Source organism: Rhizobium sp. BK289 (assembly GCF_014193575.1).
GTDB classification, from domain to species: Bacteria; Pseudomonadota; Alphaproteobacteria; order Rhizobiales; family Rhizobiaceae; genus Rhizobium; species Rhizobium tropici_C.
Window position 1 is genome coordinate 1 of record NZ_JACHZO010000032.1, and the last position, 14,505, is coordinate 14,505.

General features: G+C 56.3%; 14 protein-coding genes and 1 pseudogene. 9 read left to right on the forward strand and 6 right to left on the reverse strand.

The window, feature by feature from the left end; genetic code table 11:
- Positions 1-243: pseudogene (locus FHT84_RS30915) on the forward strand (bifunctional methylenetetrahydrofolate dehydrogenase/methenyltetrahydrofolate cyclohydrolase); the annotation flags it as partial.
- A 145-nt stretch (positions 244-388) separates the two neighbouring features.
- On the opposite strand, the gene FHT84_RS30920 reads toward FHT84_RS30915, so the two are convergent.
- On the reverse strand, positions 389-886 hold the full coding sequence (locus tag FHT84_RS30920) for a GNAT family N-acetyltransferase (RefSeq protein WP_113251771.1): 498 nt from the start codon (positions 884-886) through the stop codon (positions 389-391).
- On the reverse strand, positions 883-1,179 hold the full coding sequence (locus FHT84_RS30925; protein WP_113251770.1) for a DUF1778 domain-containing protein: 297 nt from the start codon (positions 1,177-1,179) through the stop codon (positions 883-885). Before FHT84_RS30925 ends, FHT84_RS30920 begins: the two co-directional genes overlap by 4 nt.
- Positions 1,180-1,521: 342 nt before the next feature.
- Between FHT84_RS30925 and FHT84_RS30930 the strand changes: the two genes are divergently transcribed.
- From FHT84_RS30930 to FHT84_RS30945, 4 genes are all read left to right on the forward strand, one after another.
- A complete protein-coding gene (locus FHT84_RS30930; protein WP_183765836.1) occupies positions 1,522-2,733 on the forward strand; it encodes a S41 family peptidase in 1,212 nt (403 codons plus the stop codon).
- Between the two features lie 554 nt (positions 2,734-3,287).
- Positions 3,288-3,896 (forward strand): DUF2026 family protein, encoded by a 609-nt coding sequence (locus tag FHT84_RS30935; protein WP_183765833.1) that lies wholly within the window; start codon positions 3,288-3,290, stop codon positions 3,894-3,896.
- Between the two features lie 294 nt (positions 3,897-4,190).
- On the forward strand, positions 4,191-4,445 hold the full coding sequence (locus FHT84_RS30940) for a hypothetical protein (RefSeq protein WP_162737081.1): 255 nt from the start codon (positions 4,191-4,193) through the stop codon (positions 4,443-4,445).
- Positions 4,446-4,839: 394 nt separating this feature from the next.
- Complete coding sequence (locus FHT84_RS30945) at positions 4,840-6,870, forward strand: methyl-accepting chemotaxis protein (protein WP_183765842.1); 2,031 nt, start codon at positions 4,840-4,842, stop codon at positions 6,868-6,870.
- 165 nt (positions 6,871-7,035) lie between these two features.
- Here the strand turns inward: FHT84_RS30945 and FHT84_RS30950 are convergent, their stop codons facing one another.
- Positions 7,036-7,551, reverse strand: a complete 516-nt coding sequence (locus FHT84_RS30950; protein WP_113251659.1) for an NUDIX hydrolase — start codon at positions 7,549-7,551, stop codon at positions 7,036-7,038.
- Between the two features lie 350 nt (positions 7,552-7,901).
- Between FHT84_RS30950 and FHT84_RS30955 the strand changes: the two genes are divergently transcribed.
- Positions 7,902-8,570 (forward strand): HAD family phosphatase, encoded by a 669-nt coding sequence (locus FHT84_RS30955; protein ID WP_183765829.1) that lies wholly within the window; start codon positions 7,902-7,904, stop codon positions 8,568-8,570.
- Positions 8,571-8,730: 160 nt separating this feature from the next.
- The gene (locus tag FHT84_RS30960) at positions 8,731-8,937 is read left to right on the forward strand and encodes a hypothetical protein (RefSeq protein WP_113251661.1); all 207 of its coding nucleotides are present in this window, start codon (positions 8,731-8,733) and stop codon (positions 8,935-8,937) included.
- Positions 8,938-8,975: 38 nt separating this feature from the next.
- Here the strand turns inward: FHT84_RS30960 and FHT84_RS30965 are convergent, their stop codons facing one another.
- Positions 8,976-10,214, reverse strand: coding sequence for a cytochrome c peroxidase (locus FHT84_RS30965; RefSeq protein WP_246698582.1), 1,239 nt, complete (start codon positions 10,212-10,214; stop codon positions 8,976-8,978).
- A 166-nt stretch (positions 10,215-10,380) separates the two neighbouring features.
- Here FHT84_RS30965 and FHT84_RS30970 point away from each other — a divergent pair, with 166 nt between their 5' ends.
- Both FHT84_RS30970 and FHT84_RS30975 read left to right on the forward strand, forming a co-directional pair.
- The gene (locus tag FHT84_RS30970; RefSeq protein WP_113251663.1) at positions 10,381-11,952 is read left to right on the forward strand and encodes an acid phosphatase; all 1,572 of its coding nucleotides are present in this window, start codon (positions 10,381-10,383) and stop codon (positions 11,950-11,952) included.
- A 144-nt stretch (positions 11,953-12,096) separates the two neighbouring features.
- On the forward strand, positions 12,097-12,423 hold the full coding sequence (locus FHT84_RS30975) for a DUF2568 domain-containing protein (RefSeq protein ID WP_113251664.1): 327 nt from the start codon (positions 12,097-12,099) through the stop codon (positions 12,421-12,423).
- A gap of 414 nt (positions 12,424-12,837) precedes the next feature.
- Here FHT84_RS30975 and FHT84_RS30980 read toward each other — a convergent pair whose 3' ends face one another.
- Together FHT84_RS30980 and FHT84_RS30985 are read right to left on the reverse strand one after the other, a co-directional pair.
- Positions 12,838-13,260, reverse strand: a complete 423-nt coding sequence (locus tag FHT84_RS30980) for a DUF4279 domain-containing protein (protein WP_113251665.1) — start codon at positions 13,258-13,260, stop codon at positions 12,838-12,840.
- Positions 13,253-14,505, reverse strand: a 1,253-nt coding sequence (locus tag FHT84_RS30985) for an RHS repeat-associated core domain-containing protein (protein WP_183765826.1), incomplete at its 5' end; no start/stop codon positions are given. The genes FHT84_RS30980 and FHT84_RS30985, both read right to left, overlap by 8 nt.

Sequence of the window (14,505 nt, forward strand, 5' to 3'; positions counted from 1 at the left end):
GCCGACTGGATCAAGCCCGGCGCCACCGTCATCGATGTCGGCATCAACCGGATCGCGGCCCCGGAGCGGGGCGAGGGCAAGAGCCGGCTGGTGGGCGATGTCGCCTATGGTGAAGCCTCCGAAGTCGCCGCCGCCATCACGCCGGTTCCAGGCGGTGTCGGGCCGATGACGATCGCCATGCTGATGGCCAATACCGTGATCGCCGCTTTTCGAAAGGCCGGCAAGACGCTAGCCAGGTTCTGAGATCAACTGGACTTCAAACGCCTTTATTGCAGTTGAAGGGATTAGAACTCGCGGCCCTCATTTGAGGTCGGGCCCTTCTGCCGAAGGTTCAGCGACTTGCAAGCGAGATGGAATGCATTCAACCGAAATTACTGATGAGTTCCGGTTAAGGGTTCAGCGCGTTCTTGAGGTCATGCAATCCGACCATCAGCATCATGGGGTCGGACGGAGACGACAGGAAGCCGACGGCCTCGTAGAAAGCTCGTGCGTCATCTGAAATTGCATGAACCAACATGCCTCGGATGCCGAGTACTTCAGCGGCATTGAGCAGGCGCAGGCCCGCGTCGCGCACCAATGCCCTGCCGATACCGCGCCCTTGGTAGGATTGATCAATGGCGAGGCGACCAAGCACAGCGACCGGAATTGGATCAGGCATATTACGCCGAAAACGGCCAGGGGCTTCCGGCTGCTTGACGGCGCCGGAAGCGAGCGCATAATAGGCGACGACGCGGCTCTCCTCGCACACGACGAAGGTCCGCGATGCCCCGCTTGCTTGATTAGAACGGGCGCGGCGTCGCAGCCAATCGTCCAGTTCAACGACTCCGGAATTGAACTCGGCCAGTTCATGATGATCGGCCAGGGGCGCCGGTGCGCTGAGGGTCACGCCTCATCCCACGGTGCTTTGGTCGACATGGTGCGTGCTAAACGCTCATTGGACTGCGTGGGTGCATCGAGCCGGACAAGGTATTCAGCATAGATCTCCGGGCTTACCGTGAAGACAGTGCGGTCGAGCAGCACTTCCTCGGCTCGGCGCTCGGAAGCTTCCAACATGAAATCCGTGCGCGTCTTCCCAAGCAACTCAGCGGCGCGATCGATCAAGTTGCGGGTCGCAGGCTTGATGCGCATATTCAGCGGTACGCTTGCTTCGGTGCTTTTGCTCGTGTGTGAGGTCGGCATGGCAAACTCCTGTTTGCACGTTTATAGCGTAACGACAACATCTTTACAAGATCAGTAAAGATGTTGTTGTTACATGATCCGCGCATTCCTAATTCGCGGCATTTAGCTCATCTATGCTCTTGAATGGATACGAACCGTCGGCTGCACTTTACTTCCTCTAACATATTGAAATCACGACACATTATGATGTCGCCACACGCCTCGGTGTGGTAATCAGATTTATGGAACTTAGCCGGCATGGCGAGCTCTTCGATCACACCGCCGATTAAACCTTCCTGAACCCTGTTGTGCCATGAGATAGCAGAACGGTAACCTGCCGTAGCTGTTAGCGAGACACCCCGCATGAGCCAGTTTCGTGACCCGGATCTCACAGATCGTGCCTATATTGGCGCAACTGCCTACCATACGATCAAGCGCTATTTTGCGCATGCTGAAGGACTGCCTGCAGGGTATGATTTCGAGGCCCGTTACCGCGCTTATCTTGGAGAAGCATTGGAAGCGCCAAATCGGAAAGCTTTTTCCCTCGCCACGATGCGTTTCTTCGCAAGTCTGCGCAATGGCCATACCTCCTTTTGGGACGAAGAACTGACGTATCAGACAGCGTCGATGCCGTTCCGTATAAGACGGGTCGAGGATCAGTGGACAGTCGTAAGAACAAGGCTCGTTGAGCTTCATCCCGGTGACGTCGTGACCGCCGTTGACGGCAAACCCGTCGACCAGTGGCTTGAGGACGTGCGTGAGCACATCGGTCAGTCGAGTCTGGCGGCACTGGATTGGATGACATGGCTCCGTCCTTTTCTGTTGCCCCAGCGTTTTACGATCGGCACGGATGACGGCAGGCAGGTGGCAATCGATTTGACCGAACCACCGACCGGCCCGGAACGCGGTCTTCTGCTCGCAACCGAAGTCGAAACCATCTACCGCTCAGACGGGGTGGTGGTGATTCGTATTCCGGGGTTTGACGATCCGAAATATGAGGAAGCTGCGGTTGGAGCCATTCGAGGTGTCGAGAATGCCGCTGCCGTCCTCCTTGATCTGCGCGACAACAACGGCGGCAGCTCACCCGGCAACCTGCTGTCCGCCATCATGACCAACCCTTATCGCGGCACAGTGGTTTCTACTCCGATGACGATTGCCAAGTCCGATGCTTCCAACTCGTTCAACGGCAGCATTCCGGCATTGCCGACAACGATGATGCGGAGTGGACCGGGCATCACGCTGCCCCTCCCGGACGCCCGGAAGGGAAAGATGGCGCTGCTCATCAATGGCGGCAGCGCTTCGGCTTGCGAGGATTTCGCCCTGCGCTTCAAGGATGGCAGTCGGGGCCTCGTGCTAGGCGAACCCAGCTTTGGATCAACAGGACAGCCCTACTTCGTGAGGTTTCCGGAATTCGGCATGTCATTCAGGGTATCGACCAAGCGAGAATATTTCCCCGATGGCCGACAGTTCGAAGGCATTGGTGTAACGCCGGCCGTGTCGATCCCCTTGACGCGGAACGAACTGAGGAAAGGTACCGACACCCAGCTCGAACTCGCGGCCGAGATGGTGTTGTGACGGTAACCAGCTGTCAGACGAAAATCTCTTACACAAATCCAATGACGGATGCGCCAAGCCGTTCTGCAGAGTCTTTTTAAGGAAGGTAATGTCCGAAGCACTGAAATTTACCGATCACAACGGGCAATTTCACCTGGCAAGAGCCCATGATGCCCGGCTAGCCGGTGGCGTGAGAACCACATGATTAATGGCCAGGCGAAGGCCGCGATAGACTGGTACGATGGCGTCCTCTGGATTTGGCGTGGGTTCCCCATGAAATAAACCTACGCGCAAGGCACTCGATCTAACTGATCCATGCTGGGCAACGTGGAGACGAAAACATAAAGTGGCTTGTGTCGGTTATAACACTGCTTGGCGCTACTAGCTTTGCCAACACGGCGCTAGCTCTGGACCGCTCGCAGGAAAAGACAAAGAGCCCTCACATTGCTGCAATTTGCCGTTCACGGACGTGACCGAAGTCGAATTCGTCGCGCCATATCGCCGCATATGGAGTTTACACGGCCCCCAACGTCACTTACGGGGATGCCAACCATCTGTATGAAGGGGAACCGGTGATGTTGATTACCCAAAGCGACTACAATCGGATTTACCGGGTCATCAACAGCCTGCTCGTCAACGAAAACGCCAATCCCGCCACGGCTTCGATGTATTTCAGCACCTTCGGAGCCTTCATTTTGGAACACCACTTCAAGATCAAGGCAAAGGCAAAAAGTGGGCTGGCCGCTTACAACCTCGACGGAAAACATATCCTGTTCGCAGACCAGCGCGACGATGGTTACGTCTCTGGCGCTGGCGAGAACTTCCATTGCTGGGTGGAGGCTGACGATTGGGCGATCGACTTCATGGCTCCTGCATTCTCAGAGAGCACGCTGGGTCTGGTGATACCGCCGAAGATGTTTCAGCGGCCGCTCTCGTCGATGCGCCTGTCCATCAATGATTTGAGCCAATCCGGCGACTTCTTCTATCGTTCCGAACCTGATGCAACGAGCCGACGTTTCGCAGATTGGCGCAAGAACCCAATGATTGGAGACCTTGCCAGCCTCGCCGCGAACTGGTTCCGGAAATCTCCCAGGAAGATGCAGGCATCGATCACGGTGCAGCGTCAGGACGGCAAATCCAGCGCCGTACCGCTTATCGGCAACTCCCCCGTTGGTGCCTGGTAATGGTCGCAGGAGCGCGTATGTCCACGATTGGAATATCCCCGCACTCCCCTTGAATTTGCTTGTGCACGGTGGCTGCACGATGCAGTGCCCCTCGCCTGCATGTTGCGGCAATAAGGGGCTGTTCCGGAGGCCATGGATCATGCGCTTGAATCAAGTGACGGTAACGATGGCTGACCTCGATGCAGGCTGTATGTGTACACTACGCCTGGCCAGAGTGACCAATATCTTCAGCCAGATGCAGCAACAGGTGAGATCTTCTAAAGTTGCCCCTCAGTGAAATTTCGGCGCAGCAATTTGGCGTCGAAGGCAAGCCTGCATGGCGCGAACAATCTCTTCGGCATGAGCAATGATTGCGCGGTGACGTGGATCATCGATCATGGCGAGATCCCCGCGCATCATGTGAAGTGTTCTATGGATACCGACGACCGTGCGAATGATGTCGGGATGAAAGTCCTCACCTGCTTCGCGGACGACCTCCGCAACGGCCGCCGTCAGACGATCAAGCAAGATCACGCGCTCCATGGCACTCAGCCGCGCAAAGTTCTGTGAGATGCTCCCGCCTGCCGACATCCGTCCGCCTCCGCCACGAAATTGACGTCCGACGCGCTGGCAGTCAATTCACAATATCGGCATTCTCGGCCTTGCCCTCAACTGCACTCGCTACGCAAATTCTACCTACATTTGCGCCAGGTTCGCTCAGCAAACCAAAGATCACAGTCGATCTGCGCAATTGATGGCCAATTTCCGAAATTTATCGTCCTTCGTTCAAAATCGAAGGCACTTATTTACCATTATAACAGTTTCATGACAGCACAGCGCGGCCGTCCAATTTACTGATACTCGCGCAATACTCGTTTGACGCATTGCATGACGCTTGGCGCGATTTTTCATTTCTGCTGGTCCTATGATGGCAACTTGCGGATCATTTTTTGAGCGACCAAAAATGTTTTCAGCTATTTCATCCCGCATCGGCGCAAAGCTCGCTGCTCTCTCGGCCATCGGCATCCTGATGGTCGCGATGATGCTTTCGATCGTACTCTACGGCGGTCAGATGATTGGTGACCGCTCGAACCTGCTCAAAAACCAGCTAATTGTTTCCCGCAACATCGTCGACGCAAAAGCATCGCTGCGCGGAATGCAAATTGGCGTTCGCGATCTGAGACTGGCAGTGTCCCCGGAAGAGGTGGCCAAAGCCGTCGATTACCTTTCTGCACGCCATCACTCGGTGATCTCCTTTCTGGATGAGGCGAACAATGAGCTGAGGTTGCAGGCGGACCGGGATCGGGTACAAAACCTCAGAGCACTGAGCGAAAACTATTTCGCCATGGCAACCGATCTGGCCGATGTTTTGAAGACGACGCTGCAGAGTAAAGATAACTCGGCCGCTGGCCGGGCAAAATCTGCAGAGCTTCAGGCGAAGCTACTGATGATATCCGACCAAGCCGCAAAGCTGTTCGACGATGGGGTTAGCGCCGCGAAGAAAGCGGCAGATCAGGCGGACCAGGATATGAATTCGTCCGCAAATCTGGTCCTGCTGCTCAACCTTGGCATCGGCCTCCTGGCGATTATGACATTGATCGTCTCGGCCATCTATGGTTCCAAAGCGATTGCCCGTCCGATCATCGGTTTGACCAACGGCATGGATGAACTTGCACACGGAAATCTGGATACCTCCGTTCCTTACGTCAGTCGCCACGACGAAATCGGCGCGATGGCACGTGCCGTAGAGGTCTTCAAGCAAAATGGCATCAAAGTTCGCGATCTAAACGCCCAGGAAGCCGCCTTGCAGGCCAAAAGCGCGGATCTGCAGACGAATATAGCTACCGTCGTTTCCGCCGCGGTTGCCGGAAATTTCACGCAGCGCATCACGAAGGCTTACGACAATCCGGATCTCGATCGCTTCGCGGCCAGCGTCAACGAATTGGTGGCTTCCGTCGACAGTAGCATTGCCGAAACCCGCCGTGTTGTTGCTGCCCTTGCCAACGGTGATCTCACCGAAGCAATGCAGGGAGAGTTTCAGGGAGCCTTTGGCGAGTTAAAGGACAACGTCAACGCGACGATGGCCAACTTGAGCTCCATCCTGGGCGAAGTATCTGCCGCGGTCGATATCATCAACAGCAATGCTGGCGAAATGAGAATCGCCTCCGGCAGCCTATCGAAACGCACCGAACAACAGGCAGCCTCGCTCGAAGAGACGTCCTCAGCCCTTGAAGAAATCACTGTAGCAGTGAAGAACTCCACGGCACGGGCGCTTGAAGCCAGCCATATGGTCGATGAAGCGCGCAAAAGTACCGAACAGTCAAGTTCGGTGGTAAGGGAAGCCGTCGCGGCCATGGGCAGGATCGAGCAAGCTTCCGGTGAGATCGGTCAAATCATCAATGTGATCGATGAAATCGCCTTCCAGACAAATTTGCTCGCGCTGAATGCCGGCGTTGAAGCCGCCCGCGCCGGCGATGCCGGCAAGGGTTTTGCCGTCGTCGCCCAAGAGGTGCGCGAGTTGGCGCAGCGATCGGCAAATGCTGCCAAGGATATCAAGGCGCTGATCAATCGCTCCAGCGACGAGGTTAGTGCCGGCGTGAAGCTGGTCACGGCGACGGGGTCTGCCCTGGCGGCCATCGAAAGTCACGTCGTCAAGGTGAACGAACATGTGCACTCCATCTCAACGGCGGCAAGGGAACAGTCAACCGGTCTTTCGGAAGTCAGCACCGCCGTGAACCAAATGGACCAGGCGACACAGCAGAACGCTGCCATGGTGGAGGAATCGACCGCGGCGACAAGCGGTCTGGCCGATCAGGTGACGACGCTTCGCGAATTGATCGCCCGGTTCAAGCTGGCACCGGTGGCAGCGCCGCGTCTGGTTGCCACGACCACAAAGCCTGTTGCATCGCCGGCACGAGCGCTCGGTCGCAAGCTTGCCGATACATTCGCCACCAACGGATCGGCCGCACGCAACGCGGACTGGGAAGAGTTTTGATGCGCGACCGATTGCCCTATTCAAGTCTCGCTAGTCCAATCTCCGGCCGGCTTCTCCGCCAGGTACATGGCAGCGAGCTTCGAAACTTAATGCTTCCAAGGTCATCACGAATATCGGGGAGACGCTTCCCGGCTAAGACCGGTGGGCGGCCAACTTGCGCAGCGATTATTTCCTCTGCGGCTTGAAATTGATGAGCAGCGATTTGAGTTCGATTTCGCGCACGCGTCGTGCCGCTTCGTCGGGGCTAACCCAGTCGAGCCGACGCTGGCCTTGCTCCTTGAATTCGGTCCTGATTTCTTTCGCTTCGACCTGGAACATGTCGACAACACATGGCACGACCTTACCGTCAGCAAGCTCTTTGAGGTAGGTGTACCGGCCAACTGGTGTTTTCCGCACCTTACCGCGGACACCAGCCTCCTCCCAGGCTTCGATAGCGGCCGCCTCGTGGGGCTCCTTGCCTTTCATTGGCCAGCCCTTTGGCACAATCCAGCGGCCGCTCTCGCGCGAAGTAATCACTAATATCTCGATCTCGCCGTCACCATCTCTGTAGCGGAAGCAAAGTGCGCCAAACTGGTTGCGGAAGGCGCTTGAGAACAGCTTCTCGGGCGTCCTCGCAAGCTGCTGCAGCAGGTGCTTTGATTTAGCTGATGCAGGCTTTCCGCCTTCCTTTTTTGGCTTCATGCCATCCAGCTTGTCAGATTTTTACCTGCGCCTCAATTGCATCGCGTTGTTTTAAGCGTGGACGATCTCGTCGGCGTCCCGCTGAATTTCGATGCATTTCGCGATAAAGCGGGTGTAGGCAGCAGGAACAGAAAGCCCACGTAACGGCGTGGCTCACTTTTCAGAAAAAGACAGCAGTGATTTTATTGGAGAAGGTTTCTACACGAGTATTTTTGAAACTTGATGGCATATCCAGAAGTTTGCGACTAGCTTTGTGTTGTCGCATCAAACTCAGGCTTGTTGCGACGATTTTGAATATGGCTTGCTCGTTGGCGGGGATGTCGCGAGGTCCAAGGCGGATAAGACAAATCATGCTTGTCATCTTTGATTGTGATGGCGTCCTCATAGATTCAGAGGCCATTTTCTGCGCCGTCGATGCGGAAGCGCTGACCCGGCTGGGACATACCACCACCGCCTACGAGATATCGGAACGGTTTGCCGGTGTGCCGCACCAAACGGCTTGGACCCAGCTCAGCTCGGAGCTCAATCTGAAACTCCCGGAAAACTGGGTCGGAAATCTCCTGCTAGAATGCGAGCGACGCTTTCAAACCGAGTTGGCACCGATCCCTGGAGCGGCCAATGCCATCAGGGCAATTCTCGAGAGGGGCGAGCAGGCTTGTGTCGCCTCATCGACCGAACTTTCCAGTCTTCGCGTCAATCTCGACCGCGCCGGCCTTCTGACGCTCATCGAGCCGAATGTGTTTTCGGTCAGCCAGGTCAAGCGTGTGAAGCCGGCGCCCGATGTCTTCCTATATGCCGCGTCACAAATGGGCTTTGATCCAGGTGAGACAATCGTCATCGAGGATTCGGTCGCGGGGGTACTGGCTGCTAAGCGCGCTGGCATGAGAGTTTTCGGGTTCGCAGGCGGCGGCCACGCTTATGGTTCGCTCGCATCCCGCCTCTCGCAAGCAGGTGCTGCCTATGTCTGCAGCTCAATGGCCGAAGTGACGGATCGCCTCTCGTCCCAGTCGCTTGTGTAGGTTTTCCATTCCGGTGTCGCACAGATCCTTCCGTGGGGTGGATCGATAGAGCGCGCGCTTTTGCCGAGATTGATACTGACGCGATGCGGTGGCATGGTCGCAGGGCAAGCAAGCTCTTCCGCGACGCGGAACGGAGCAAGTTACCAGGGAGAGTAAAGGCATGGACGTCGATAAGGTTATTGCATTGGTTTCCGCCGCCGGGATCGAGCTGACGGACAGACGCCGAACCAGTTCAGATGATGGCTGGTCTCTCAGCTTCGCCAATGGCGCCGAGCTCACGATCGGTGACGACGGCAAGATCAATGCCTCTGGCAAAGGTTCGAACACTGTTCTCGATCTCCTTGGCCCGAGGGCAAGCGGCACCTAGAAATCAGGGACGCTGCGGCCGCGCACGACGCGTCCCTCTCACTTTTTCGGATCGTAGCCGTCGGTGAGCGTACGCAGGAACGCGACCACATCATCGATTTCGGCAGGAGCGAGTGCCGGGACCTCCCCTTGCTTGCGATCGAAGGGCGGATCCATATTGATGTTAGCCTTGGCTGTCCCCGGCAGATCGTCATACTTGTCTACGCTCCCATCAGGCGCCCGAGGATACCACCGCTCCGGATGCGTCTCCCGCTCGACATAAAAGCGCACGGCATCCTGTAAGGAATGAATGCTGCCATTGTGGAAAAAAGTCTTGCGCAGGGCGACATTGCGCAGCGTCGGCGTGCGGAAGAGCCCACAATAGTCCTCGCGCCCAATGAAATCGGTCCGCAAAGGACCGCATAGACCGAGATCGTGGAATGTCGGATCCTTGTTGGCGGGGATATCGCGATTGCGGGGCACACCAATGGCGATCAGACCATAGTCCGTGAATTGCGGCGGCGTGCCGTCATTCCCACGCTGGCTGACGTGGCACGAAGCGCAATTGCCCTTCTCAGGGGCATTGAACAATTCGAGGCCTCTTGCCTCTTGAGGCGTGAGCACGGCCTCGCCGGCCAACACCGCATCATATTTGCTCGAGTAGGGATAGAAGGTCCGATAGTCCTGCTGGAAAACTTCCAGAGCCTTGAGCGCCGTGCGAAAGGCAATCGCCGGGTCGGTGGCGGCATTTGGTCCGGCGATATCTGCGATCACTTTGCCGTAGCCCGCCTCAAGTACATGGCGGCCGACGTCAGCTTCGGATTTGTTGCCCATCTCGAAGTCGGAAAATAGTGGGATCTTCGCTTGCTCGCGGCCGCGGTCGACCCGACCGTCCCAGGTCAGACCGCCGGTCGGACCGTTGTCGATACTTTCATCCGCCTCATCCTCGGATTCGAAGAAGTGCTCGGTGAAGGGTGGGACGGCCTGCAGATATTTCAGCGAGGGAACCGCCCGCAAGCCTGGGTTATGAAGGTCGCCACCACCGAGCTGGACCGATCGATCGTTAGTCGGCCCAAAGCCGTGCTCTGGATCGTGGCAGGAGGAACAAGCCATCTTGCCCGACGCCGACAGCGAAGTATCGAAGAAGAGGACTTTTCCAAGTGTCGCCAAGGCCCGTGTCTGTCGTCGTACCTCGTCGCGCGATAATGCTTGGCCCGTGGCGGACGGCGTTACCTGCAACAGCATTGCGGCGACAACACCGATTGCGAACCATTGTCCTCTAAGCGGCTTCAATTGCATCGCTATGATCGCTGCTCCCTGTTGCGGTCCGCACATCATCCCGCGGCAATGGTTAGCGGGGTTTTAGAATCGTTTCAATTAGCGCTTGCCTTGGTCACTTGCCGGAATATGTTGCCTCAGAGAGGTGGAGGCGCATCCACTGAACCCCCCGGGAGGACAATCCAAAATGAAGTCGATCACTGCTACCGCCATCTGTGCGTTAAGCCTTTCCGTGGCCGCCTTTGGCTCGGCCGGCGCCGGAAGTTCCGGCGCAAATACCGGGTCAAGCGGGAAGATCGCCGATGACCTGAAGCTCATCGACACGGTCGTCGTGATCTATGCGGAAAACCGCAGTTTCGACAATCTCTACGGCAATTTCCCGGGCGCAAACGGGGTCTCGAAGGCGCCGACGGCCGCCCTCATCCAGCGCGACCGCGACGGCAAACCACTGAAAGAATTGCCGCCGATCTGGGACGGCCTCACCGCCAAGGGAGTAACGCCACCCGTAACGCAGGCTGAGACCGAGCATCTTCCCAATCGGCCATTCCATGTCGACGACCCCAGGGGTTTCAAGCTTGGGCTTGACACGATTACGCACGATCTCTGGCACCGATACTATCAGAACCAGATGCAGATCGACGGCGGCCGCAATGACATGTTTGTCGCCTACGCGGATTCAGGTGCGCTGCCAATGGGTCTATGGGATGGCTCAAAAATGCCGATGTGGAAGCTGGCTCAAAAATACGTGCTGGCCGACAACTTCTTCATGGGCGCGTTCGGCGGCTCCTTCTTCAACCATCAATGGCTGATCTGCGCCTGTGCACCATATTATCCGAATGCCGACACCAGTGCCGCCAAACCCTCCATTGCGGTCGTCGAGGCGGATGGCGTGACACTGAAGGCCGCACCCAACTCGCCGAAGTCTGCAATCGATGGCATTCCGAAATTTGTCAGCGATGGCAATCTCACGCCCGATTTCTATGCCGTCAACACCATGCAGCCCCCTTATCAGCCAAGCGGCAATGGTCCCGCGGCAGATGGCGACAAGGCTCTTGCCGATCCGAGCAAGCCAACGACCTTGCCGCCACAGACAGAGCCCACCATCGGCGACTTGCTTAGCCTTAAGCACGTAACCTGGGCTTGGTATGGAGGCGCCTGGCAGGATGTGCTCGACAACGGAAACAAGCAGCCGGCACCGAATTTCCAGTATCATCATCAGCCGTTCAACTATTATGCAAGTTTCGCCCCCGGCACGGCGGCCAGGACTGAACACCTGAGGGATGGCGGCCTAGCGGGTGCCGAGTTCATCAAGGCAATCGACGCCGGCACGCTGCCTCAGGTCTCTTTCTACAAACCACAGGGCAACCTCAATGAGCATTCCGGCTATGCCAGCATTGAAGCCGGCGACGCCCATATTGTCGATGTGATCGCGCATCTGGAAAAGAGCCCGCAGTGGCCACATATGCTCGTCGTTGTCACCTATGACGAAAACGGCGGCCTTTGGGATCATGTCGCACCGCCCAAGGGCGATCGTTGGGGGCCTGGTTCCCGCATTCCCGCCATCATCGTCTCGCCCTATGCACGGCATGGCTATGTCGATCACACACCAATGGACACGACCTCGATCCTGCGTTTCATCACGCGCCGTTTCGAGCTGCCGACGCTGCATGGCATCACCGTTCGAGACACAGCCGTTGCTGCCTATAAGGAAAAGCCGCTGGGCGACCTGACCAGCGCACTCGTTCTTAAGGACAAGTAGGGGCCTTGCATCTGCACGATGTGCAACGCTGCGACGGGCCTGGCGGTCGAACAACTGCTACGCCCGGGACTTGGCGAGCGGTCCGCATTGGCTTGCGAGAACCAGCGTCTTGAGTGAACCACAGCTGTGGGGCGAGGATGAAAGATGAAGGCGATAGCACTCGGCATCAGCTTTGCGCTCAAACTTTGCATACTCGCTTCGCTCGTCGCATTGGCCGCACACCTTGCCGTACCCATCCCGGCACAAGTGCTCTTGGGACTGGCGTTTTGTGCAGCAACTGCCGCAGCGTGGGTTACATTCCTTTCCCCGAAACGGAGATACGAAATTGGCGCAGCTGGAAGGCTCGTTCTCGAAGCCGGCATTTTCGTGGGGACGGCTTTGATTTTGAACTACCTCGGTTCGTCAACGATGGTGATCGCGCTAGTCTCCGTCGCGGCTGCCAATCGGATTGCCGTTGCGCCGACTCCATGATCGACGGCGAACAGCGCCCCACTGGCGTTATTGGCATAGAGCAGGCTTTCATCTTGCCGAGATTCAGTGACCCTCACATGCAATGAATAGCGTCGCTCTTGAAGGGAGTCGAACTTGCGGCCCTCGCAGAAAAATGCATTCGCGCATTGCTCGGAGATTGCGCACGTGATCGATAATGCTGTTAAATATCCCATTGTATACCGATGTAGCTTGGGTTTTCTAAAGCGATTGTGTTGTGTAGGCATCAGAGCCCATTAGTAATAGTCGACAATCTTAGGGGTCAGCTCGCTAGAGCCTGTAAAGGCGGTTGTCGGTAAGTAACGGTCTTTGGAGCTTCCGCCTTTGTCACCCTATGTTGCGATAATCAGAACGCTCCACGCTTGGAAAAATGCGGGGCCATAATTGCTACAGACGTTAGTCTCCGGCGATAGAAACCGTCACTTGAATGTCCAAGCCAGCATTAACAACGGCCGCTAACTCGGAATTCGGCAATCTCAATGTGTATCCAGCGTCGGCCTGCCGCTGGCTTATAAAAAGCAATACATCCGCGTATGCGCTGTCTATTCCGGGCACTGACAAGATTCTGAGAAAATTCTTGCCAAGTGTCTCAGTCAACTTTGCCAGTATATGGTCTAAGTCTACTTCCTTTAGTGGAACGGTCAGCGTCCACATGCCCGTTTTTGCTTTCACAGAGCTTCCACTACTAAGCAGTCTTTCGTCACCGGATTTCCACTGCTCATCTGGCTCGACACCGAGAAAATCAGTGATCCGTTCCGGTTCCAAGTTATCGCCATGTATATATACTGCAACAGTTCCGGCTTTTTCTGTGTTAGTCATCCAGGTTTCCAATCACTTCGCCTTCTGGATTCGCAATGTCTCCTGTTCCAGGGTCGACGCCGTAGTCGTCTCTTGCCTTTCCTTTATCCTTCTGTTTGGCACGATGAGCCTTGTCTTTAGCCTCTCTCGTGGGAACTCCGTTTCGACGCCCCCATTCGGCCGCTCCCGTGTCCAAGGGCCAATAACCTCGCGGAGGCGCCATTGCACTATCGCTGCCCAACAAATCACCGAGTGGATCCTGGGACGATAAGTCATCGGGGAGGGGGCACATGCCAAGTGATGGCTGCGGAGCCTGATGCCGTAGCAGCCACGGCAAGATCGATATTTGTCCATCACGGTCAGCGTAAACAACTGGAGCATTCTTCGCATAGGAATACAAATTAAATGTATGACTAGTTCCCTCACCAAGAGGATCTCTGGAAATCCAGCGCCCCACATTAGCATTATAAGCTCTGAACCACGTCAGGCCAAGGCCGCTCTCGGAGTGGGAGAACATTCCTGCGAAGCCATAGTCAGTGAGCGCCGGACCTGTTTGTACCGTTACGCCCCAAGGATCATAATCGTAAGCGGGAGCGTTGGTGGCGCTTTGGAATACGCGCCGAACGGAGCCGATATGATCTATTCCGTAGAAAAGTAAGGGATCATTCGTCCCAATCTTGAATTCACCCTCGGTGAAGTAGCCTTGTTTTGGTGCGTAGGCAGCATCGCGGGCTTGGCATAGCCTATTCCCGCACCAGACGTACTTGAAGGTAACTGTATTGCCGCCGCCTGCAGGAATCTCATCAATTTCAATGCGACGACCAATCCCATCATACACGAATCTCGTCTGCTTTCCCGCCTGCGATACATAGGTGGTACCAACCAGCCGATTTTCGCCGTCCCAGGCATAGGTTCGTTCGCCATCAGACAGCAAATTCCCGTTGGCATCATAGCTGTAGCCCTGACCGGAAACCTTCGTGGTCTCGTTGAGATTGTTGAATGCGACTGTCTGCGCTGCGGGGTTCGGTTCGGCGATGCTTGCGTCGCTGTCCTGCGTAATGCCGGTGATGAAATTCTCCGGCGAGGTTTGAAAGGTGAAATTCGTATACTGCCCACTCGTCAAGCCGGTGTTGGCGATGCCTGTTGGTTTCCACGCTGAACTGAGCCGGTTATGGAGTGAACCCCTCGGGCTGGACCACGGGACACGGAAAAACTGATACACTCTGCGGGCCTCAATCGGAGAAGGCTCATGAAGTCCCGAGGTCC